General features: G+C 55.4%; 16 protein-coding genes and 1 other RNA gene. 4 read left to right on the top strand and 13 right to left on the bottom strand.

Translation table 11 applies throughout. The features are described 5' to 3' along the window. Window positions 1-20 precede the first annotated feature (20 nt). Window positions 21-1727 (top strand): glycosyltransferase family 39 protein, encoded by a 1707-nt coding sequence (locus E1J53_RS12635; RefSeq protein ID WP_134270815.1) that lies wholly within the window; start codon window positions 21-23, stop codon window positions 1725-1727. Here E1J53_RS12635 and E1J53_RS12630 read toward each other — a convergent pair. Together E1J53_RS12630 and E1J53_RS12625 are read right to left on the bottom strand one after the other, a co-directional pair. After that, window positions 1724-2257 (bottom strand): GNAT family N-acetyltransferase, encoded by a 534-nt coding sequence (locus E1J53_RS12630; protein WP_134270816.1) that lies wholly within the window; start codon window positions 2255-2257, stop codon window positions 1724-1726. The genes E1J53_RS12635 and E1J53_RS12630 overlap by 4 nt on opposite strands. Then, window positions 2254-3627, bottom strand: a complete 1374-nt coding sequence (locus E1J53_RS12625; RefSeq protein ID WP_173021468.1) for a cytochrome P450 — start codon at window positions 3625-3627, stop codon at window positions 2254-2256. Before E1J53_RS12625 ends, E1J53_RS12630 begins: the two co-directional genes overlap by 4 nt. A gap of 67 nt (window positions 3628-3694) precedes the next feature. Here E1J53_RS12625 and E1J53_RS12620 point away from each other — a divergent pair, with 67 nt between their 5' ends. After that, entirely contained in the window at window positions 3695-8944 is a 5250-nt protein-coding gene (locus E1J53_RS12620; RefSeq protein ID WP_173021467.1) for a C25 family cysteine peptidase, read from the top strand. Between the two features lie 5 nt (window positions 8945-8949). On the opposite strand, the gene E1J53_RS12615 is transcribed toward E1J53_RS12620, so the two are convergent. The 4 genes from E1J53_RS12615 to E1J53_RS12600 form a co-directional block, all read right to left on the bottom strand. Beyond that, the gene (locus E1J53_RS12615) at window positions 8950-9351 is read right to left on the bottom strand and encodes a DoxX family protein (RefSeq protein ID WP_134270819.1); all 402 of its coding nucleotides are present in this window, start codon (window positions 9349-9351) and stop codon (window positions 8950-8952) included. An 83-nt stretch (window positions 9352-9434) separates the two neighbouring features. Beyond that, window positions 9435-9530, bottom strand: an RNA gene (gene ffs, locus E1J53_RS12610) — signal recognition particle sRNA small type. Between the two features lie 66 nt (window positions 9531-9596). After that, complete coding sequence (locus E1J53_RS12605) at window positions 9597-10337, bottom strand: gluconate 2-dehydrogenase subunit 3 family protein (RefSeq protein WP_134270820.1); 741 nt, start codon at window positions 10335-10337, stop codon at window positions 9597-9599. After that, window positions 10337-12055, bottom strand: coding sequence for a GMC family oxidoreductase (locus E1J53_RS12600; RefSeq protein ID WP_134270821.1), 1719 nt, complete (start codon window positions 12053-12055; stop codon window positions 10337-10339). Before E1J53_RS12600 ends, E1J53_RS12605 begins: the two co-directional genes overlap by 1 nt. Window positions 12056-13010: 955 nt before the next feature. Between E1J53_RS12600 and E1J53_RS12595 the strand changes: the two genes are divergently transcribed. Beyond that, window positions 13011-13448 carry an energy transducer TonB gene (locus E1J53_RS12595; protein ID WP_134270822.1) on the top strand — a complete coding sequence of 146 codons (438 nt, stop codon included), beginning with the start codon at window positions 13011-13013 and terminating at the stop codon, window positions 13446-13448. 104 nt (window positions 13449-13552) lie between these two features. On the opposite strand, the gene E1J53_RS12590 is transcribed toward E1J53_RS12595, so the two are convergent. The 4 genes from E1J53_RS12590 to E1J53_RS12575 all read right to left on the bottom strand — a co-directional run bounded on the left by E1J53_RS12590 (window position 13553) and on the right by E1J53_RS12575 (window position 20742). Then, on the bottom strand, window positions 13553-14536 hold the full coding sequence (locus tag E1J53_RS12590) for a hypothetical protein (protein WP_134270823.1): 984 nt from the start codon (window positions 14534-14536) through the stop codon (window positions 13553-13555). A 114-nt stretch (window positions 14537-14650) separates the two neighbouring features. Then, window positions 14651-16369, bottom strand: coding sequence for a SusD/RagB family nutrient-binding outer membrane lipoprotein (locus tag E1J53_RS12585; RefSeq protein WP_134270824.1), 1719 nt, complete (start codon window positions 16367-16369; stop codon window positions 14651-14653). A gap of 38 nt (window positions 16370-16407) precedes the next feature. Then, entirely contained in the window at window positions 16408-19566 is a 3159-nt protein-coding gene (locus tag E1J53_RS12580; protein WP_134270825.1) for a SusC/RagA family TonB-linked outer membrane protein, read from the bottom strand. Window positions 19567-20007: 441 nt separating this feature from the next. Next, window positions 20008-20742 (bottom strand): pyridoxine 5'-phosphate synthase, encoded by a 735-nt coding sequence (locus E1J53_RS12575; RefSeq protein WP_134270826.1) that lies wholly within the window; start codon window positions 20740-20742, stop codon window positions 20008-20010. 254 nt (window positions 20743-20996) lie between these two features. Here E1J53_RS12575 and E1J53_RS12570 point away from each other — a divergent pair, with 254 nt between their 5' ends. Beyond that, entirely contained in the window at window positions 20997-21326 is a 330-nt protein-coding gene (locus tag E1J53_RS12570; RefSeq protein WP_134270827.1) for a helix-turn-helix transcriptional regulator, read from the top strand. 366 nt (window positions 21327-21692) lie between these two features. Here E1J53_RS12570 and epsC read toward each other — a convergent pair whose 3' ends face one another. The 3 genes from epsC to E1J53_RS12555 all read right to left on the bottom strand — a co-directional run bounded on the left by epsC (window position 21693) and on the right by E1J53_RS12555 (window position 23590). Then, window positions 21693-22496 (bottom strand): serine O-acetyltransferase EpsC, encoded by an 804-nt coding sequence (gene epsC, locus E1J53_RS12565; protein ID WP_134270828.1) that lies wholly within the window; start codon window positions 22494-22496, stop codon window positions 21693-21695. 35 nt (window positions 22497-22531) lie between these two features. Next, window positions 22532-23047, bottom strand: coding sequence for a DUF4920 domain-containing protein (locus E1J53_RS12560; RefSeq protein ID WP_134270829.1), 516 nt, complete (start codon window positions 23045-23047; stop codon window positions 22532-22534). Window positions 23048-23197: 150 nt separating this feature from the next. Continuing rightward, the gene (locus E1J53_RS12555; protein WP_134270830.1) at window positions 23198-23590 is read right to left on the bottom strand and encodes a hypothetical protein; all 393 of its coding nucleotides are present in this window, start codon (window positions 23588-23590) and stop codon (window positions 23198-23200) included. Window positions 23591-23650: the final 60 nt, after the last annotated feature.

Here is a 23650-nt window from a genome sequence, read left to right as displayed (position 1 = left end):
AGTTACCGCATTCTTTTATCATGCAATTGCCCCGCCGAGAAATATCTCCCCTTTGGCTGCTGGCCACCTGGCTGGTGATCAATTTGATCCAGGCCGCGGCAAGTCCACTGGATGCCGACGAAACCTATTATTGGATGTACTCCAATAATCTGGATTGGGGATATTTTGACCACCCGCCGATGGTTGCGCTGCTGATCTCGATGGGCAAAGATTGGTTACCCGGCGCGTTGGGCGTTCGATTTGGGCACGTACTGGCGGGCACGGCGACGCTGGCGGCCATCTGGCACCTGCTCGATCACCCCAAAGGACAATTATTGTGGCTGGCCGCCGCGCTTATTTTCGTCCAGCCCATCCTGCACGTCTACGGATTTATCGCCACTCCAGATGGCCCACTCCTGTTGTTTTCTGCCCTGTATCTGATCGCTTACCGAAATTTCCTGGCGAAGGGCACCATTAAGCACGGTCTGTTGTGGGGGATCACCATGGCCGGTCTTCTGTACAGTAAATACCACGGAGTCCTGCTCATCCTGCTTACCGTGTTGCCGCAGATCGGCTACCTGATCCGGAAGCCCGGGGCCTGGATCGCCGCCCTCGGCGGCGCATTACTGTTTGTTCCCCACCTTTACTGGCAGTACGCCCATGATTTTCCCTCCTTTCGCTACCACCTGAGTGGCCGTGATGACGCCTATCGACTGGAATTTACCCTTAGTTATCTGCTCAATCAACTCGTGGTTTTCAGTCCCTTTTTGCTCTATCATTACTGGAACACTTTGTTCCGCGTCCGGAGCAAGGAAGCCTTTGCCGGAGCCCTGCGTTGGCTGGTGCCTTCCTTCCTGATCTTCTTCCTGGTCAGCACCTTGAAGGGACGAACGGAGGCCCAGTGGACCGCCCTGCTCAGTATTCCCCTCATCTATCTCGTTTTCCGGGCGGCAGTGGACAATCGCCCCCAATGGCAACCGCAATTATGGAAACTATGCCTGTGGGGAGGAGGCATTTTACTCGTTTTCCGGTTGCTCCTGATCGCTCCCAGAACCTGGATCCCCTTTCCCAAACCTTTCGACCACGAGCCCTGGACGGAACGCCTTGCGGAGCTGGCCGGAGACCGCCCGGTCATTGTCCAGAATAGCTACCGTCTTGCTTCCCTGTACACTTACTACACCGGGAAACCGGCCTGGACGACTACCGACGTCTTCTATCGCCTCAATCAGTACGACCTTTGGCCGGGTGGAGCACGTTACCATAATCAGTCCGTACTGATGATGGGACAAAACACCTGGTACTACCCCGCGGCCGAACCATTCGTCTACCGGGACCTGGATATGCGCATTATGCCCATTGACAGTATGCAAATGCTACGGGGTACCCGCCTTAATTGGCGGGTTGGCCTTCCCGATACGCTGATCGCGGGAGCAGAATATCCGATAGAAATAAGTGTCCAGCGGCCCGCACAACCGGACTATACCGTTGAGCTCCACCGGGGCTTGCCGATGGACCTGTTCATCACCCTGTATCACAAAAAGGTGATGGACTTCGTCAAGCTGCGTCCCCTCATCAGCAATATCCTTCCCGCTGACTCGGAACAATTGCTCTTTGCGGGGACCATTACCATCCCGGAGGACGCGGTATTGGGAAAAACTAACATTGAGCTGGGACTGGGCTACCAGGGTATGCCCCCCCTTCGGGGACAAAGCGCATTGGTTTCCGCCATTATACTCCCCGCTCCCTAGCGCTCCATTTGTTCCGCTTCCCAATGGTAACTAATGGCCTGAACGGTATTGCCCCCCGGAAAATGATGGGTCTCCGTGATGCCACGACGTCCCCGAAGTCGGTCATAAAAACCGATGGCCTGCTCGTTACTTTCCAGGACCCACAAATAAAAGGGGGCCTTTGCTCCCCTAGCTTTTGATACGCTACTCATGGAACGAAGCAACAACTGCTTCCCGATTCCTTCCCCGTAGAACCCGGGGCGGACGTGCAGATTATCCAGCAAGTGGCCAAATGATTCGTGGTGATCGAGAAAAACGCAGGAAAAACCAACTACTTCCCCGTCGATAAGGGCCAGCTCCAGTAGCATCCTGGGATTATCCCGGGCTAACCGGTCCTTCCATACCAGCAAGCGTTCCGAGGGAGCCTCCCGGTCCAGGTAATCGTCGGTAAAATCTCCCCGGTAATGCAGCTGCCAGCTCCGGCAGTGTATTTCGGCGATAACCGCAGCATCTTCCTGCTTACCCGGACGAAAAGTAACGGTCCTACTCATGCGTCAACGGATTGACTTTTAAGACGATGGTTAATTCTGATCCGGACCCTCCGGTCCATATGCAGGGTGATGATGGGCCGCAGCCCCGGTTGCTCCTGGCCCGACACCAAAGTGAAGTCGTAGCGGTCCAGCACACTGGAAAGAAGTAGCTGCATCTCCAACATCGCGAAATGATTGCCGATGCAGAGGCGGGGGCCGCCCCCGAAGGGCAGAAAGGCAAAGGGATGGCGATCTTTTTTGGCCTCAGGGGACATCCGATCGGGACGAAACTCCTCGGGAGATTCGTAGTAGCGCTCCGAGTGGTGGACACCGTAAATGAAGATACCCACCACGGTCCCTTGCTCGATCTTCATATCCTTTACCGCATCATCCGCCAGGGCCACCCGGTCGGTAATCCAGGCGGGGGGATAGAGTCGCATACTTTCCTCAATCACCTGGGTCAGGTACTTCAGTTCGCGTACGCTGTCGAAGTCAATCGGCCCCTTTCTTTTCACCGTCTCGATTTCCTGACGAACCTTATCCAGCACCTCGGGATGCTGGGTGAGCAGATAGAAAATCCAGGAAAGGGCGTTGGCGGAAGTCTCGTAGCCCGCCGCAAAGAGGATGATGATCTCATCGATCAGTTGCTCGTCGGTCATGGGGCTGCCGTCGTCCTCGTAGCGGCTTTCAATCAGCATCTGCAACAAGTCATCCTTTACCGTACCACTTTCCCGACGCTGGTTGATGATCTCCAGTAGCTGATCGCGTACCTGCTGAGATAGCGCCAGGTGCTTCCGCTCCTGGCCCAGCCACCGGAGTGGCTTTCTCAGGAAGGGCATCCGGATGGGGTAAATCATGTACCCCTGAATGTCGTCCATAAGCTGGTTCAGCCTTTGGGTTTCCGCCTCGTCAAAACTGTCCGTAAAGATGGCCCGACTGATAATCTGAAACGCCGCCTGCTGGGTAAAGGAATACAAATCAACGGGCTCCTCCCGGGCCAGTTTTCCGTCGAGAAAGTCGCAGCGTTGCTGAATGACGGCATTCATTTCTTTAACCAGCGCCGCCAGCCGTTGACGGTGAAAACCGGGCTGAATCAGGCGGCGTTGCCGCAGCCAGCTGCTGCCGTTGTTGGTCAGTAGACCTCTGCCCAGATACAGGGCCATCTGATCGGCCTGAATCTCGCTCTTTTCGTAATTGCGATGATTACGCTGGAGGACGTGCTGCACGACATCGGCGTCCGTGGTCATGTGGGTTCGCCGCAGTTTACTGACGGAGAAGTGAAAATTATCGCCCAGTTCCCGGTGGTAGCCGGAGAACACCGTGACGGGTTGGCGGGCCAGGCGGGGAATGTCCCGGATGGCCCGCCATTTTTTTATGGCCGGAATTTTCATTGGTGGTCCTGTTTTCCGGTGGCAAGCTACGGCCCTTCGGAGAATTTCATCCGGTCCCTGTCCACTCATGGCTTCTCGCGCGAAGGTGTGGCACCTGCGTCCGCGGCAAAAGATGGAGCCCCTCATGCTCTACCGGGGCCGCGCCGGGCAATTCACCCAATCGTCGGCTCAGCGGCAATCCACCTCACCCGATCCCCACCCGATAGGTCAGCCCCCAACTGGTCCTTATCTTTGTCAGCTAACCGCCCCCTGGCGGCAGATTACCTTTTCCTTCGCCAAGCAGAGCCCCGATCCCATAACTACCCCCTGGATGCTACGCAGTTTACTATCACTATTCTTCGGCAGTCTTTCCTGGCTACTCCTGGCCCAAATGCCCTCTCCATCCGGCGCCGTCCGCTACGGGGATGAGTGGATTGATTTCGGACAGACCTACCTGCGCATTGCAGTAGCGGAAGATGGCTGGTACAGCATTGACAACCAACTCCTTAGCCAAATCGGTGAAGCACTTACCCCGGAAAACCAAAGCCGATGGGTACTGATCCGTGAAGGAGAAGCCGTCCCGCTGGAAGTAGGCCAAAATCAACTTCTTTTCTACGGGGAAATGAATCGTGGGGAGATGGACAGCTACCTGTTTGCTGACCCCGAAAGCCAGCAGCTCAACCCTCGGTATAGCATCTATAACGACACCAGCGTCTACTACCTCGGGCTGCGGGAATCCGGGGGACCTACCTACACGAATCCCGCCACCGGTACCCCCACTACTGCCGTCTCCACCATCGAGCGTAGCGCCGAACTGGTGTATTCAGCGGCGGCGAGCAAGGAACTTATCCGGGCCGATGGCTTCAGTATTTACTTCTCGCAGTATGACGTCGCGGAGGGCTACGGCAGCCTGTCGGTGAACGACATCATTTCCATTAGTGCGCCCACCGAAAGCGAACACACCCTGGAATTACCGCAGAGCAACGGGCAGGGCGGAGAAATCACGGGAAGATTTGGTTTGGGCATCGGTCCCCACACGCTTGACGTCAGCGTAAACGGTACCGTGGTGGAAACGATGGAACGCTTTGGCTGGAGCGTGGAATCTCCCCGGTACAGCTTTCAGCCCGATAATGGCCGGGTGAGTCTGGGCTTCCGGGGTTCCGGGGGGGATCAGGACCGGGCCAACGTAGCGTGGATTCGGGCCGATTATCCCGCCAATCCCGTAGCCGACGAAAGCCTGCAGCAATTTCGGGTAACCGCCAGTAATCAGGTACGTAGTCTGACCTTGACGGGATTGGGCGCGGACGCAGGTGCCCAGGTCACCCTGTACAGCCAGGAACAAGGGTGGCGTTTTCCGGCCACCGTAACGCCGGAGGGTACGGCTACTTATGTCCTGCCGCCCAGCGCTACGCCCCTGGAGCTCCTCATTCGCCGCCCCTCCAGCACACCCCCGACGGCAACCGTCGAGCCCGCCAGTTTTTCCGAGCTCCTCCCCCCGAACGGTCGGACGGAATACTTAATCATCAGCAGTCGGAGACTGGCCGGGAACGAACTGGAGGACTATGCTAACTACCGCCGCTCCACCGCGGGCGGAGGTTATGGTGTTCACCTTACCTACGTCGAGGACCTGTACGAAACCTTTGGCTACGGCATTCGTCGCCATCCCATGGCACTCCGTAATTATATTTCCCGCATTCAAATTGACCATCCCGAATTACGGTACCTGCTCATCGTGGGTAAGGGTCGGGAATACCGGGTGCTGCGCAGCGCGGAGCAACTCGCCGGTGCCCGCAGTACCTTTTTCGTGCCCAGTTTCGGGTTTCCGGCTTCGGACAACCTCATTTCCGCGCCCCTGGGCTCCGTAGTCCCCACCCTTTCCACCGGAAGGTTGCCCGTCATCAACCGCGGCGAGATTGCCCTCTACCTGCGTAAACTCCGCGACGTGGAAGCCCAGGTCAACCAGGGGGAGCAACGCCTGGAAGACCGGGAGTGGATGAAACAATTTATCCACCTGGGCGGAGGAATCACTCCGGGAGAACAGACCAGCATCAAGAGTGGTCTGGGGCTGCTGGAAAACGTCATCGAGCGTTCCCGCCTGGGAGGAAACGTCAGTTCGTTCTTCAAAACGAGTAGTGAGCCGATTGAACAAAGCCGGCAGGAAGCCATTTTCAACCGCATCAACAACGGCTCTTCGGTCATTACTTTCTTTGGGCACTCGAGTACCCAGAACTTTGACTTCAGCATCGATGACCCGGACAACTACGCCAACTTCGGCAAGTACCCCTTCATGCTGAGTTTAGGGTGCTATTCGGGTGATGCGTTTACGCCGGAGCGTTCCATCAGCGAGCGGTTTCTTTTCCTGCCGGACAAGGGGGCCATCGCCTTTGCCGCCTCCAAGGGCGTAGGTTTCATCACCTCCCTGGAAATCTGGGCCGAAGACCTTTACGACGCCATGGGCAACGAGCTCTACGGCCGGGGAATCGGCGACGCCATGCGTCGCGCCATTGAGGTCAACCAAAATGCTTCCGGCTATCAGTTGGCCATCCTGTTGGAGCAGTTTGCCCTCGGCGGGGATCCCGCCTATTCCCTGCACCCCCGGCCGGGGCCTGATCTGGTAATTGATCCGAGTTCGGTGCGGTTCTCCCCCCAGGTCATTCCCGCTCAGGACGAAGACTATGAAGTCCGGCTCCGGGTCGCCAACCTTGGGTCCGGCACCGGGACCCCCTCCGACAGCGTCAACCTGCTGTTCCAGCAGCGCCTTCCGGACGGCACCCTGACGGATTTGACGCGGCAACGTCTGGTGGTCCCCGCCTTCGCCGAAGAGCTAAGCGTTCGGTTACCTAACCTGGGCCTGGCTGCGGTTGGCATCAACCAACTGTTAATCACGGTGGACAGCGAAAGGGAATTACCCGAAGCCCCCAACCCATCGGCCGAACTCAACAACCAGTTGACCACCCGGGGCCAGTTGGGCGTTCCCCTGACGGTGATCGCCAACACCGCCAGACCCGCCTTCCCCCCACAGTATGCGGGCCTGGGTGGTCCGATTACGCTGGTGGCCTCCACCACCGATGCGCTGGCTCCCGACCGCGAGTACATCCTCCAGGTCGATACCAGCCGCTCATTTGCCGCTCCGCTGATCAATACTACCCTGACCAGTCCCGGTGGATTGATTCGCTTTCCCCTCACCCTTGACCTCCGGGACAGTACAACCTACTACTGGCGTATATCCCCCGACACTGCCAATACACAGGGAGCCGGTTTTATCTGGGGCGAGAGTAGCTTCACCTACCTGGAAGCCCTACCTACGGATCGCGTACAGTGGGCCCAGCAGCATCAGGGCCAAACGATTGACGGTACCTTTACCAACATTAGCGGTAACCGCGACACCCCCGGATGGGCTTTCCTGCGCACGACCCAGGACATTAAGATTATCAACGGACTCTACGAAAACGTGAATTTCCCCCGCCTCGAGCGGAACGGTTTGAGAATCCGATCTCCCTTTCCCTGGCGGGTCCGTGCGGGAATCCAGGTCATCGTTTACGATAGTCTCAACTTCCAGTGGCTGATTGACCAGGAGGGCCTCTATGGTTCCATTCCCTCCACCCTCGGCAACGTCTTCAGCTATGACGTCCGTAACCAGCAATCACGGGCGGACCTGATTAACTTTCTGGAGAACGTCGTGGAAACCGGGCAGTACGTACTGCTCTATACCGCTCAGCGCGGTAATAACACCGAGTATTTCAACGAAAGCTGGTTGTCGGACAGCACCGAAATCGGCCGCACCCTTTTCGGCGTCCTGGAGAGTGAAGGGGCCCGGGTAGTCCGGGGGATTGAAAATCTGGGATCGGTTCCCTACGCCCTGATCTACCAAAAGGGACTCGGAACGATCTCGGAGGCCCTGGCCGAAACCCCCTCCGATTCGGCCGTGGTGAGGGCCGTCTTACGCTCCAACTGGGAACGGGGAGAGTGGATTTCGCCACCGGTAGGGCCGGCCCAATCCTGGTCCGGCCTCGACTTTACGGTAAGCAGTCGCAACCTGACGGCCTCCGACACCGCCTGGTATTACCTCTACGGGAGAACGGCGCAAAATGCGCCGCCGGTATTGCTCATGAGCGACTCCCTGACGCTACCCGAGCAACTGGATTACCGCCTTTCCCTCGCCTCCCTTGATGCGGCACAGTATCCCTACTTGCAGCTGGAATTCCGGTTTCAGGACATTACCGGCAGGTCCGTGCCAACCATTAGCGGGCTTTACTTTGATTTCGAGGAATACGGCGACGTGGCCATCAATCCGCAACTGGCCTATGCCAGCCCGGACTCCCTGGAGCGGGGGCAGACCTTTACCCTCCGGGCGGGCTACGAAAACATTAGCCGAACCGACATGGACAGCTTGCTGGTGAACCTCCTACTCATCGACGAAAATAACCAACCGGAGTTGCGCCAGCTACGCCAACCGCCCCTACCGAGTGGGGCCACGGGGGAGGTCAGTTTCTCGATCCCCACGGATGAATTTTCGGGACTTTATCAGCTCCAGTTACGGCTGAATCCCGATCAGGACCAAACCGAACGCATACTGTTCAACAACACCCTGACGGGAAGCACGTCCATAAAGGAAGATCGGGTTCCTCCCAGCCTACAGGTGTTTTTTGACGGCAGGCGCATAAATGAAGGAGAACTGGTGTCCAGCCGGCCGGAAATCCACCTCCAGCTTCGGGACGAGAATACCTTCCGCCCGCTGAACGACACGGCGGACTTTCGCCTGGATCTGATCGCGCCCAGTGGCAGTCGCGAACGCATCTTTTTTGATGATGACCGGGTAGAATTCCTTCCGGCTTCGGGGGGCGAAGAAAATCTTGCGGAGGTCTTCTTCCGTCCCTCTCTTGATGAAGACGGCACCTACCGACTCCAGGTGAGCGGGCAAGATCGCACGGGCAATCCGGCGGGCCGATTGAATTTTGAAAAGTCGTTCTCCGTCATCAATCGCCGGGGTATTGGCAACGTGCTCCCCTACCCTAACCCCTTCTCTACCCGGGCACATTTCGTCTATACCGTAACGGGTAGTGAGCCACCTTCCGTTTTCCGTATCCAGATCATGACGGTTTCCGGCCGGGTCGTTCGGGACATCAACCTGCTCGACTACGAAACCATTGATATTGGCACCCACCAAACCGAGTTCAGTTGGGACGGTACGGACGAATACGGCGATCCCCTAGCCAACGGGGTGTACCTCTATCGCGTTATTACTACGGATGATCAGGGTACCGCCTTTGAGAAATATGATGATGGCAACGCAGCCTTCTTCAAAAATGAGCTGGGGAAAATCGTAATTCTACGGTAGGCCGCTTATCCGGCGGTTTTACTGACGAACAATCGTTGATCCAGCGAGTATTTTCCCGGACCGGCAATCAGCAAAACGATGGCCGCGACGGCATACATCAGTGGGTAGGCCATTTTGGACCATCCGTCTCCCCAGTGTACCAGGAAGGCGGCCACCAGCATCGTAATCAGGTAGGGAATGGCGGAGAGCCGGGTGAACAGGCCCAGAGCAATCGTAATGCCACAGATGAACTCTCCGAAAACGGCCAGGATCAGGCTCAGGGTGGGGCCAACCCCGATGGGATCAGCGAAGCCGAAATCACCGTTAAGCAATTTCATCAGTTTAGGCATCCCGTGCGCGATGGCCATTTCGAGGCCAAACCATATACGAAGCACCAGCATTCCCAGGTCAAAATTTCCTTTGGTCATTGGATAAATGATTCTACGATAATTGACAAAAAAAGCCCCGGCACGCTCAAGTACCGGGGCTTTTCATTTCGCCAGAGGGCATAAAAAAAGGGCAAGCATACCGGTCGCTACAACTCCCTACCCTTGCTGCGTTTCCGCCCTGGGGGAGTTCAGGAGGAGCTGACCGTATGCCGCCCGGGCACAAAGGTAATGCATTCCTCCAATTAGCGGTAGACTTGGCAAACTTTTTCTTCTCCGAAGAAGCATCAGCTGATCAGATTGCCCTCGTCGTCCCATTCCGCCATAATTTCCCGGCGGCTTTGATCGACGTAAAGCGGCAGGTATTTCTCGTCGTAGGCAAGGCCGTGCTTGTCCAGCACTTCCTGGGGAACGCCGTCCCAGACGTTAGCGGCATTGCCCTGGTAGTCAAGGGTTTTAATGCCCTCCTTACTGGTGAAGTAGCCCGAGACCGTCATGAATCGCATGTGGGAAAAGAAATTCGCACCGGCCTCCATCTCCGTACCCTCGGCTTCCTCCGGCCAGGCGATGTCATCTACGATTTCCAGGCGTTCGGCTTCCGTTAATTCGGAAAAAACTTTTCCCCCAAAGCGACGGCTGCTTTCAATATTAAGCCACATCAGGCCGCCCCGCATTTTGGTTTGGTGGTAGTCCGGCTGGTCGTTGGCCATGAATTCAATCCACTCGGGTACGCCGGCCTCGGTGGCCGAAGGCTCACCGTCTCCACCCGGAGCGATGATGTCCGCCAGGATGGCAATGGTTGCCAGTTCTGCGTCCGTGAAAAAACGGGCGGCCTTCACCTTGGCGTCGTGTTCAACCTCCTTGGCCGTCCGCAGACCGTAGCCCAGCGGTTGCGCCTCCGTGGCGCCCGGTGCCGGACCGGGGTTTACCACTTCCCCCGTGGGCGTTTCACAACCCGTAGTTTTGGCCACGAGGGCCGTCCCGACGGTCCCCGCCAGGAGGGTCTTTAATGTTTTACGGCGATCCATCAGATGTTCATTTTTTTGCGTTCGGAAATAATGTGGTCACTGGCTCTCCAGGCCAGGGCCATGATTGTCCAGGTGGGGTTTTTGTCCGCCTGACTCGTAAAGGTGGCCGCATCCGTGATGAAGACGTTGGGAACTTCGTGCAGTTGTCCCCACCGGTTCGTCACGCCCTGCTTGGGGTCGTCGTGCATTCTGGCGGTACCTACTTCGTGGATGATGCGCCCGGGGGCCAGCAATCCGTAGTCCTGCTCGGGGCCGGGCATATCGCCAAAGACTTCCCCACCCATTTCGGTGAGGACCTCCCGGATGGTTTCCTGCATATGCTTGGCCTGCAGCCGTTCATTATCGGACCATTTGTAGTGGAAGCGTAGCGTGGGGATTCCCCATTCATCCACCTGACCGGGATCAATTTCACAGTAATTATCGTACAGGGCGACGGCCTCCCCGCGTCCGCTCATGCCGACGACGGCGCCATAGACCTGCTTAACCTCCTTCATCAGCGGGTTACCATACCCTCCGACACGATAGCCAAGTTTCTCCTGGATCGCCAGGTGACTTCCGCCGAAGCCGTAGCTCGGCATACCCATGCCCCCCCAGACTTCCAGGTGATACCCCCGGGGAAAGTCCAGCTTCTTGTTGTCTCCCCACCAGGGAGCATAGACGTGCATTCCCCCCACGCCGTCTTCGTTGTAGCGCTCCCGATTCATCAGGGCGGGGATGAAGGCACCGGCACCGGCCCCCGTACTGTCGTGTAGGTACCGACCGAGCGTGCCGCTGCCGTTACCCATGCCGTTGGTTTGGCCGGGGGCCTCCGAGTTCATCAGGATGCGGGCCGTCTCGCAGGCCGAGGCCGCCAGGACGATGACCTTACCCTTCAGCTGGTATTCCCGCCGATCGGCCTTGGAGACATAACTGACCGCCGTCGCCTTACCCGTATTGTCGGTAATCACTTCCCGGGCCATGCAGTCCGTGAAGAGGTCGATCTGTCCGGTCCCCTTCATCGCGGGGAAAATGAGGCAGCTTCCCGCGGAGAAATCCGCGTATACCGCGCAGGCACGACTACACTGTCCGCAGTAGAAGCACACGCCCCGGTCTTCGTTGATCTTTTTGGTGACCATGGACAGTCTACCCGGGATGATCGGCACCCCCACCTTAGTGGCCGCCTGGGTTACGTACAATTCGTGCAACCGGGGTTTGGGGGGAGGGAGGAAGAAACCATCGGGATCGTTGGGCAGTCCTTCGTTGGTACCAAACACGCCGATGAGTTTATCCACTTTATCGTAATAGGGAGAAATATCCTCGTAACGAATGGGCCAGTTCTCCCCGAGTCCATCAAGGTCTTTCCGGTGGAAATCATCGGGGCCGAAGCGCAGGCTGATGCGCCCCCAGTGGTTCGTTCTGCCCCCCAGCATCCGGCTGCGGAACCAGTCAAATTTTGTTCCCGGCGCCCGGCTGTAGGGTTCTCCGGGGATTTCCCAGCCGCCGAAAGCAGCGTTGTAATCTCCGAAGGGTCGGGTGGTACCCGCCCCCCGCCGGGGACTTTCCCAGGGCCAGCGCATTTGCGTTTTGTGTTCGGGATCCGCCGGATCGAAATAGGGCCCCGCCTCAATAATGGCCACACTTAAGCCCGCTTCGGAGAGGACTTTGGCGGTCATTCCGCCACCCGCTCCGGAACCCACGATTACGGCATCGTAGGTTTTACTACTTGTCTTTATTTGCACGTTTTGTCCATGTTTTAAGACCTTAAGATAAGCAGCCCGACTCGAGTATTCCCTTGATTGGGCCACTTTCAAATAAGACGGCTTTCTTCGGTCCGCTCACCCACAATTTCGTAGGAGGAATCGCAAGAAACTAAGAGCTTGTTTGGATTTTGGTCGTCTGGCCGAATTTGAGATTTTTTTGGTGGTAGCAAGGCGGGAACCACGAAGTAGCCGCGAAGCGAAACCGGAGTTTAGCAGCGCTAAATGAGGATTTTCCCAACGAAGCTAGCGCCAAAAAAGGCCAAATGGAGGTCGATTTCTAAAGTCTAAACAAGCTCTAAGTTCCCATTTATCCCAAAAGTGGGCAACGGTCCCGAGTTCCGCACAGCTCGTCGGGATCACCGATTTTAAAAAAATGCGGCGACGTGCAGGTGCCGTGTAGTAGGATTAAGGTTTAAGGGTTCAGGATAAAGGATTAATCCTGGTGTGACTTTTCGCCGAAAAATCACCACATTTCTTTCCGTACTGGTTTGCGCGTACGCAGTAATAAGTAAACTCCTAATGGAGGAAGTCTTGTTGGGAAAACCGAAGTTGGTTGAGTGGCTTTTCGGCGAAAGGCCACGACAGGGGGAATGGAGACTGGATAGAGGTGACAACTCATTGCTTTTTCGGGAAGTACCCGGCACCTGCGGTCCCTCGCCCCCTTGATAAGGAATGGATGATTGAATGATTGAAGGGTTGAAGGGTTGAATGAAGGAATATCCCCCGGGGATATTGGGTGATAAAAATTTCGCGCTTGAGCTATACATCAAAGAGTGTTCGGACGCCATTTCACTCGGCTACGCCCTCGCAAAACGGGCTTCCGACCACGATTTACCCTGGTCTGAACAGTAAATTTTTATCACCCTACCCAGCATAACTTCCCTAATTCTTAGATCATTCAGTCATTCCTTCCTTCAATCCTTAACTTTATCCCATGGCAAAAAATCGCCCCACCCACGTATCAAAACCGGTTTATCCGGGAGGAAACAAGGCCCTGCGGAAATTCGTATCCAGCCAGCTGAAGTATCCTCCGGAGGCCCTTTCCGCTAAGGTAGAAGGTAGCGTGACCGTCCGGTATTCGCTGGACTATACGGGTAAGGTAGTCGACGCAAAGGTCAAACGGGGGCTAGGGTACGGATGCGATGAAGAAGCCCTCCGAGTGGTGAAATTGCTGCGTTTCGAAGTTCCCCAATCCCGAAAAAAGAAGGTGCGTATTCATCAGGATATTACCATCAATTTCAAGCTGCCCAATACCAAGACCAAGCCCGCTCCGCAACAACTCTCCGTAAGTTACACCACCACCAAAAAGGGTTCCGATTCCCAGGGTTCCACACCGGAGCAGGTAAGGTATTCTTACACCATAAAGTGGTAAACGTATCCGAATTACGCCCACATCCGTACAATGAAGAAGGGGTACCGTCCAAGTGAACGGTACCCCTTCTGGGTTAAAGCCCGGGGGCTTTAGCGTGAATTAGCTTACTGCTTGGAGAATACCAGTGAGTATTCCATGGCAGCAACGCCACATCCACCGTCGTTGTCACCGTACTCCACGTAGTTGATGGTCCAGGTGCTGTCGTCATTCAGATCGAATGGATCAGCAGCCACCTGAACGGCGGCGATAGAGCCACCACCACAACCGGCACCGGAGTCGATGGCCGTAGAAGTAACGATGTCACAGGCGAATTCCAGCGTAGTGTCGCTGGCACCGAAACCGTATCCAGGGTTTACCGTGGTACCTACGTTAAACACGCGACGGGTGGTAGAACCAGAAACGAGACCGAGGGTTACGGTCAGGTTCAGTGGGGGGTTGCCCAGGGCCTGAACGGGAGCGCCGAAGAGGGCAAACTCGTCGTATACCGTGCCGTACTCCACCGCGTAGTCACCGGCGAACTGATCGTCGGCCAGGGGGCAGGTAGCGTTTACGTTGAAGTTCCAGATACCACCGAAAGCGTTGGTGATGGCGGGCGTAGAGTTATCGGAAGAGAAAACCCGTCCGTCAGAGTGAACGATTTCCGTGCGGAACAGGAAACGGTCACCGGAGATCACGTCACCGGCATTACCGGCACCCACGAAGGCAGCGATCTCAGAGAAGGGAATTTCCACATCGAGACCGAGGTTACCCGTGCTCTGGGCGGAGAAATCGGCTGCCGTGAAAGATTTCCACAGCATCGTTTCCGTAGACAGGTCACCGTTGTCGGGGTTGTTGTCGTCAAAGGCAACGTAGACGTTGTACTGACCAACGAGGTCACCACCGGCGTTGTCGACAAAGTCAACCGTCATGGAGTAGGCGGAACCCGCCAGGTCGGCGAGGTCAAACTCCGCAGCGCGAAGCTCCTGCAGCCGGGGGAAAGCACCGAAGAGGAGCGTATCCTGGGTAACAACCGGCGCAAGTTCCTCATCCGTACAGCCGGTGAGCACGATGGCGCAGGCGGCTAGTAGAAATAGTGATTTCTTAAGCATTGTTTATGTTTTTGCTGCTGCCGGAGGGGGAGCAGCTAAAGTTTAGGATTTGTTTTCGAGGGAGGCGGGTACCGGGGCACCCGCCTCCATATATCGAAAGTTTATCGCAGCAACTTAGTAGTTACAGCTGGCGTCATTGGTATCCCAGAATACCGGCTCCGTAAAGGACTCCTTCTGTGAAGCGTTCAGGTTACGCTGAACGTGTACGGCGGGGTACAGGGCAGAACGGATGAAGGGACCGGGGTTGGGGTCGATCGCGGGCTGAATGTTCGCGGGGAAACAGGTACGGCGGTACAGGTTGTACGCGTCGATACCGTTACCGTAAAGCGCGATCAGGTACTCCCGGGCGATGATGGCCAGGCGATCATCGTCAGAAGCAGCGTCATCGTATTCAGCGAGTACAGCGTCGCGGTACTGCGTGAATACTGAATCAACCGGGTAGGTATCTTCAACCGTTACGATCGTAGGTACCGTAGCCAGTACTTCCGCACCGTCTACGAGGCCTTCGAAGGCACGTACGCGATCCATGGAGAGATCGATACCGTCAGAAAGGAGCTGGCGGGCGTCGCCATCAGCACCAACCGTCAGTACGGCTTCTGCCAGGATAAAGTGCGTGAAGGAAGCCTGCCAGATGGGGAGAATACCCTCACCCAGTGCACCGTCAGTACCGGCGTTCAGCACGTTTCCAGCGGCGATACCGTTGTCGAACTTACCACCACCGGGGTAGAGACCGAATACGGTACGGTAGTTTCCGTCAGGTGGAATACCGGAACCGTTCATGTGGTCACGACCGAAGTAGCTTTGGTCGTAGCTACCCAGACAGTACGGCATATCCTCGCTTACCGCCTCGTAGTGAGCGGGCAGGAAGTCCGGATCGGGAACTGCGGTGAAGATACAGTCGAAAGCGTTGGGATCGTCAGAAGTCTGGTCGGGGAATACCGTCAGTGACTGGCGGTAGAAGTAGTAGCGCGTACGAGGATCGGGCGTACCCTTAGACTCGGCCAGCAGCCACATGTACCAGTTGCTCTGGTAAGCACCGTCGTTTACTTCGTAGCTGTCGTTGTAGAAGAAGTGACGGTTGTTGGGGTTAGCCCGGTTGGTACCGTACTGCCACTCAAAGTTCTGACCGTTGGCGGCGATGAAGTCGCCACCAGAGGTGATTGCATTGATGTCAGCAGCGGCAGAACCGCTTACCAGACGCGTGTTTACCGCAGCGCGGATTTTCAGCGTCTTGGCGAAGGTAGCCCAGTCAGAAGCGCTACCACCGTAGAAGTTGTCAAAGGCAACGTCAAAGTCGGCGGCACCGTCGAGTTGAGCGATGGCTTCGTCGAGCAGCGCGATGGCACCTGCGTAAACGTCAGCACCCGGATCATCTACGGGGTTGGTGTTACCATCATCTCCAGTCAGGGCTTCAGAGAAAGGTACGTCACCAAAGAGGTCAACCAGGGTCATGTAGGTGTAAGCCTTCATGATTTTGGCGGAAGCGGCGGCGGCATCCAGGTTCAGAGGCTCCACAATATTGAGGAAAGCCTCGATATCGGGAAGCAGGTCAGAGTAGGCATTTTCCCACAACGCGTCGAACTCCGTAGGACCGTGGTGGGCCTGGTAGGTAAATCCGCCCGTCTCCGAGTCCATCCGGGCAAGGCCGGCAGTGAAGAAGTAGTTACCGGTAAATACATTCCGGAACTCGAGCTGGATGTTGTTGTAAAGCGAGGAAGCGTCGGCTTGATCCGGGCTAACCCCGTTTGGGTTGACCAGCAGTTCGTCCAGATCGGCACAGGCGGCCATGGAGAGGACGATAACCGCTAGTGCGATTTTCTTAAACAAGTTCATATTTCTTGTTACTTAATTGTCTTCTTTAATCTGGTTGCTTAGAACGTAAGGCTCAGCGTAGCACCGTACTTCCGGGCCGTGGGACCGGTCAGGAAGTCAAAACCACGACCGTTACCTACACCAAGGGAGAGTACTTCGGGGTCGAAGTTCACACCTTTGGGGAAGTTGGGTGCGTAGTACCACATGTTCTCACCCGTGAAACGGATAGAAGCGGAACCGAAGGGCAGCTTGTCCAGCAGGCTGCTGGGCAGGTCGTAGCTCAGGTATACCTCACGCAGACGTACTACCGTACCGTCGAAGATGGAACCTTCGTCAGCACCGAAGTAAGCGGCGAAGAAGTAGTCACCAGCGTAACCCTGTACCGTGTTCTCGTTACCTTCTGCATCTTCACCGGGGAGGATCAGGGGCAGGAAGCGGTCGAAGTCGGTATCCGTGGTCAGACCACGAGCAAGCATGGTAGCCGTAGTTACGGAGTAGATGTCACCACCGGCGGTGTAGCTGAACTGCCAGCCCAGACGCAGACCCTTGTAGCTGAGGGTGTTAATCCAGTTTGCCTGGTAGTCAGGTACGGGATCACCAATGATCTGAATGTCGTTGGTAGCTTCGTACTCACCAGCAGCGTTTACCAGCAGGCCGCCGTTGGGGCCACGAACGAAGGCAGAACCCTGGATGGCACCGAAAGATTCACCGGGGATAGCGAAGTTACCCAGGTTGGTGTAACCAGCAAAGGCAATCTCTTCTACGCCGTCAGCAAGGCTTTCTACCTTGTTTACGTTGCGGGTGAAGTTCAGGGTGATGTCCCAGGTGAAGTCTCCCTTAACCGGAATCAGGTTCAGGTTAGCTTCGATACCTTTGTTAGATACCTCGGCCGCGTTGATCTGCGTGGTCCGGTATCCGGAAGCGGGGTCAAGCGGCAGGTCAACCAGAAGGTCGCTAGACTGCTTGTCGTATACACTCACGTCGATACCAACACGGTTGTTGAAGAAACGACCTTCCACACCGAATTCGAGTTCTCCGATGATCTCGGGGTTCAGGTCAGTGTTACCCAGGCGGTTTGCCACGGAGTTGGTGTTCAGGGCCTGACCACCGGGGGTCTGGCTTACGTTGGTGGCGCTGGCCAGGATGGCACGCGTCGTGTAAGGAGCGGGGAAACGGGCAGAGGTACCGTAGCCGGCACGCAGTTTCAAGTAGTTCAGTACCCGGCTACCCTGCAGGCTTTCGAAAGCATCCGTGGGAACGAAGCTCAAGCTAACGGAGGGGTAGAGGATAGAACGGTTAGCTGCTTCCAGCGTAGAGCTCCAGTCGTTACGGGCAGAAGCCGTCAGGTAGAGGTAACGGTTGTAGCCAGCGGTTACACTAGCGTAAACACCGCGGTAAGCCTCGTCGGTAACGCCACCGCTACCGATGTGCTCGATGAAGTTATCCTGGTCGAACAGACCAAAGATGAACTGCTGCGAAGAGCTAACGCGCGTGAAACGGAATTTGTCAACGCGTTCGTTGTATCCAACTACACCACTCAGGTTGAAGCTTTCGCTCAGGTCGGTGTCGAAGCTCAGGTTCAGTACCTGGTCAACGATGGTGTTGCTACGCTGGGTGGTAACGAGCTGTCCGTCAGCCAGCTGAGAACCACCTTTGTTGATCTCACGGCGAGACTCCTGAGAGTAGGTGTCAACACCGATACGGTAGCTAGCCGTCAGCCAGTCGGTAAGTTCGTAGCTCATGCTTACGTTACCAAAGTAACGGTTGATGGCCTCACGGTCGAACATGTTATTCAGACCCCAGCGTGGGTTCTGGATAGCGGAACCACGACGGTAGTACACCTGAGAACCGTCAATGGGGTTCTGGAACGGCAGACCGGCGAGGTCAATGGAACGAGGCGTGTAGAGTACGTTGGCGAATACGGAAGGACCGGAGGGGTTAGAACCGAAACCTACGGAAGCAGGAGGTGCAACCCGGTCAGAAGCAACTACGTTCAAAGATGCCTGGATCTTCAGACCGTTGCTCAGGTCCACTTTACCACCGATACCAGCGTTGTGCTTGGCGAAGGTGTTCTGGGGAACGAAGCCCTGGTCGTCCAGGTAGCTGTAGTTAGCGTTCAGGCTGATGCCGTTACCGAAGTTACGGTCGATGCTTACGCTGGTGTTGTAAACCGTACCAGCCTGGAAGAACTCCCCTACGTTATCGTAGGGCTGGTAGGGGTAACGAGCGCCCTGGAATTCAGGGAAAGCAGCAGCGTACTGATCCTGATCGTAGGGGTGCTCTACCGTACCGTCTTCGGCAATACCGTTGCTTCCGCGAACGTCGAAGGCAGGTCCCCAGTTGGAGAAGAACCATCCGAAGTTACCGGAGAATCCGTTACCGAAAGTGTTCTGGTAGTCGGGAAGGTTAGCCACTTCGGTACGAGCGATACCCTGCTGGAGGGTTACTTCGAAGCCTTTCTGAGCGTCAGCCCCGCCCTGACCGTTCTTGGTCGTTACGAGGATTACACCGTTGGCTCCCTGCTCACCGTACAGTACGGTAGCGGACAGACCCTTCAGTACGCTGATCTCAGCGATGTTGTTGGGGTCAAGGTCAAGGAAGCGGCTGGAAGCGGTAGCACCACCAGTTACGAAGTTGCGGTCGTTGTTGGTGCTGGTGTTAAAGGGAACACCATCAACAACGAAAAGCGGCTGGTTCGTTCCGTTAATGGAAGAGTAGCCACGGATGATGATGTTCGTACCAGAACCGGCAACACCGGAAGTCTGGGTGATGTCTACACCGGCAGCTTTACCGCGAAGGATACGGCCCACGTCAGACTCGACGCGTTGCTCTACTTCGCCGGAGCCGATGGTAGCTACGGAATAACCGAGGGCCTTCTTCTCCTTGCGGATACCGAGGGCCGTTACCACAACTTCGTTAAGTTGGGCAGCACTTTCGGAAAGTACGATGGTTACACCACTCGTTTCGGATCCGATGGGATACTCAAGTGTGGCAAAACCGGTGTAACTAACGACAAGTACTTCGGCGTTGGCCGGAACGGCCAGTGAAAAATTTCCGTCGATATCAGTTACCGTACCGGAAGTGGTGCCTTTGACCAGGAGTGATGCCCCGATCAGCGGCTCTCCGGATTCGTCCGTAACGGTTCCGGAGATCGTCTGTGCCACTACAAAACTCATGGCGAAACAGACGAAAGCAATCACTAGTGAAATTTTCTTCATTCTAGCTGAAATTTAGTTGATTACTAGTCTCAAATGGTTAAGAAATAAGGTGACGTACACGGCGGGAAACCCCGCCTTGTTTCTTTAAACAAGGAGTCTTATCCTTTAAATCTTCAATTTGGTTGAATGGGGGGCGTAGAGAAAAATAGTGAGTGTGTAGTTTGATTAGAGTGTGTGGGAAAAAAATCTTGATAACCGAGTTTAAGCTTCTACGCAAAGTTGATTGTCGCGGGAACTGCTTGTTAATAGAACAGCGTTTCCGCCAAAATGTGAACGCAAAGTTAAAATATTTCGCTGCCTAGACAAACTACAAACTTTTAAATCGTGATGAATGTCATCGTGCCTAACAATAATTTGGTCGATTATTTCCGGGCTCCCATCGATAAAAAAGCTCAGGATTTGGGCCCTAAGGAGGCCACGACAGTCACCGGAAATCGGCCACTAGCCCCTGAGGCTAACGGCGTTATGTAAACAGCGTAAATACATCTGAATTACGTTGGCAAGTCCAAAGTAGAGGGCATCACTCACCAAAGCATGCCCGATACTGACTTCCTGCAGTCCGGGCATGTTGGCCGCAAAAAAAGTAAGGTTGTCGAGGTTGAGATCGTGGCCAGCGTTAATTCCCAGCCCCAAATCCATTGCCATTTGACTGGCTTTGGTGAATTTCTCCACGGCTGCCTGCGGGTTTTGGGGGTACTGGTGGGCAAAGGGTCCGGTGTAAAATTCAATCCGGTCCGTTCCCGTAGCTACGGCTCCCTCCAAAATTTCGGGACTAGGGTCCACAAAAATGGACGTTCTGATTCCGGCAGCCTTCAGGGGATCGATGATTCGCCGCAGTTCATCCCGTCGATTGACCGTATCCCAGCCATGATCACTGGTCAGTTGGCCCGGAGCGTCCGGCACCAGGGTTACCTGATGGGGAGGATGAGCCAATACCACTTCCAGAAATTTTTCCGAAGGGTAGCCTTCAATATTGAGTTCGGTGGTAACCACTTCCTTCAGGGCCGCCACGTCGTCGTAGCGGGCGTGACGCTGGTCGGGGCGCGGATGGATGGTGATGCCCTGAGCTCCAAAGCGTTCGCAATCGGTCGCTACCTGTATCAGGTCAGGGTAATTAGCCCCACGGCTGTTCCGGATGAGCGCTACCTTATTCAGGTTTACGGAAAGTCTGATCATGTTGGCCTGATTATTACGGTAGCGAAGGTAAGGCACAGCAACTCCGGGGAGCCGCGTTCTACAATCTTTTGACAATGCGGTGGTCCTTCCGCGGAGTCTCCTGAAGGTCCTGAGGTTGGACTTGATGTAAGCTATTTGACCAGGGGATGAAGCCGGTGGCGTGATGGCAGTTGTTGGCGACGGGGCGCAGGTGCAGCGTGGATCGGGGGCGAATTTAAAACTTTCTGTTTATATTTATTGCAAAACACCTAAAAATGGCAAAAAGTAAATCCATTGCGTTTTCTGCTGAATTTCAGCAATTAGCCACGCTGGGGCATGCCCTGGCACATCCGGCTCGAGTCATCATGGTTAAGCGATTAAGGGAGGGCGCTACCAATTACAATGGGCTTGTGGGAGGCATCCCTTTGACCAGGCCAACCCTACAACAGCACCTCAACTTATTAGACCGGCTAGGTTTCATCGAACACGTATTGCTGCCCTCCGGGAAATCGGGATATCAACTAAACGAAGAGGCGTTTACGGTTGCAAGCGACTCTTTGGATTTGATAATTCCTGACGGGGAGCGTATTGGGGGCATTTATTGAAAAAGTTGAGGACGGAAAAAAGTCGTACTTCTACATATCTACGATGGATTCGGCAACCCAAAACCAACTTTGTCGTACTTCTACATATCTACGTTGGATTCGGCAACCCAAAACCAACTTTGTCGTACTTCTACATATCTACGTTGGATCCGGCAGCCCAAAACCAACTTTGTCGTACTTCTACATATCTACGTTGGATCCGGCGACCCAAACCCAACTTTGTCGTACTTCTACATACCTACGATGAATTCGGTAACCCGAAATTCCTAAGTCCCCTGCTTTATTCCATCTACCCCGGCACCTGCGCCCCGTCGCCCACGGAAGGCTGCGGGCCAGTAGAACATCCATTTCCGTCTATGTAAACCACTATTCCGCCCCGGGCTCCGACGCCCGCCAGTTGTAGTATATCCGGCTATTGGGCGGAACGCTCTTCACCAACCAGGTGTTACCCCCAATAATGGAACCAGCCCCAATCACGGTGTCTCCCCCCAGAATGGTAGCTCCCGCATAAATAACGACACCATCCTCGATGGTGGGGTGCCGCTTCGTACGAGCCATATCCTTCCGGACACTGAGGGCACCAAGGGTAACGCCCTGATACATTTTTACGTCGTCACCAATGTTCACCGTCTCGCCAATGACGATGCCGGTGCCATGATCAATACAGAAGCGATGACCAATACTGGCCTTGGGATGGATCTCTACGCCCGTTTTGCTGTGCGCAATTTCACTAAGCATCCTTGGCACCAGAGGCACCCCCAGCCCGCAAAGTGCATGCGCAATGCGGTGCACCGCCAACGCATAAAAGCCGGGGTAGGTACTGATGACTTCCGTCAGGGTAAGTGCCGCGGGATCTCCCGCCAGGATGGCTTCACCATCTTCCCTGAGCCGAGCATATATTTCCGGAAGCTGATCTTCAAAGGTACGGCGGATGTGCTCCGCCGTGTTGGGGAGATCCTCGTGCAGGCCATCCAAAATGGTGACCAGTTTAAGGTCATTTGTCTGGTAGTGCAGCCGGAAGGCACGTTCTGTGGCAAACCGGACCGGGCTGTATTCGGGAAACAGGAACTGCAGTAACCCCTCCAACCACTCCGCGATTAAGCGAGGAGAGGGAAGGTTGTTGGTCCGCTGGTGGTCCGCGAAGCGCTCGCGGAGAAAATGATCATTCATGGCACCTTCCAGTACACCCGAAGGTCGCCGCAAGTTTACTTGCTGGCCTCAAGCAATTCCACGCCGGAAGCCAGGAATTTCATTTCCCGCTTGGGTTCCGTGATGGCCGCGATTTCTTCGGCGCTTTTGCCCGCATCTTCGGCGTAGTGACGCAGCTCGTCTACCGGAGTCTCCTCCACGTAGGCCTTACCGTGCATCACGACTTCACGGCCGCTGATGTCCATCGGCATGAAGAAGCCATAGTCCTTGAAGCGGACCATCATTTCCTCTTCACCGGCCGCAATGGTCATCCAGCATCCCTTCTTCTGGCAAACTTCGTTTACCGTGCCCCGCAGCGTGGTTTCCAGGGTATCCGTCAGTCCCTCCATGGCGACCTTCTGAGAGAAATCATTGACGGCCATGATCTCAGAGGCTTCGAAGGGTTCGCCAAAAATGTTTGACGTCTCAACCGCCTCAGCAGTCATTTCAGTTTCTTCGGTGGCTACTTCCTGGCCTTCGTTAGCACAGGCAACAAAAAGAGTAAAGCAGAACAACAAGCACAAGAATCGCATAGTACAGGGCGGTTATTGACCGACAAGGGTCACTTTTATCGATTATTCTCCGGGCTAATGCCAACGGACCACAAAGTTATGGATTATCAGCGAGAAGAAAAGGGCTTTTGAAATTAATCAAACCCCTCGCGTCCAGCACCGGCCAGCCGGTTACTGATACCCCAGTAGTTCCGTCAGATAGGCACCTTCATAGCCCAGTTTCTTGAGCTCATTTTGCAGAGCGACGGCGTCCGCTTTGTTGGAAAAACTTTCCCGGCTCTCAATGACCCAAACCTCTTCGCAGGGACGATAGCGGGCCACCAGCTTGGGGTGAAACGGATATTCTGCCGGGTCGGTATACCGGAGAATGGCTACCTGAATTTTGTATTCTTTGGTCGGAGTGGTGGAAAAGCGCGGTAAGGGAGGAGCCGTACTTCCTCCAGGAATCGCGGCGACGCTGCCGTAAGTGGATGGACCCTCTTCGCAGTAAGCGGGCTTTTCGGTTTGGGCCGTCAAACCAGCAGTCATCACAACTGCCAGGCATAGTGTAATAAGATATTTCATGATTGGTATATCGTTGTAAGTCGTTGGTTTATTTACATGAAATAGCCGGGGAAAAGTTCG

Source organism: Lewinella sp. W8 (assembly GCF_004375085.3).
Lineage (GTDB): Bacteria > Bacteroidota > Bacteroidia > Chitinophagales > Saprospiraceae > Neolewinella.
This window is presented reverse-complemented; position numbering and strand designations above follow the sequence as displayed.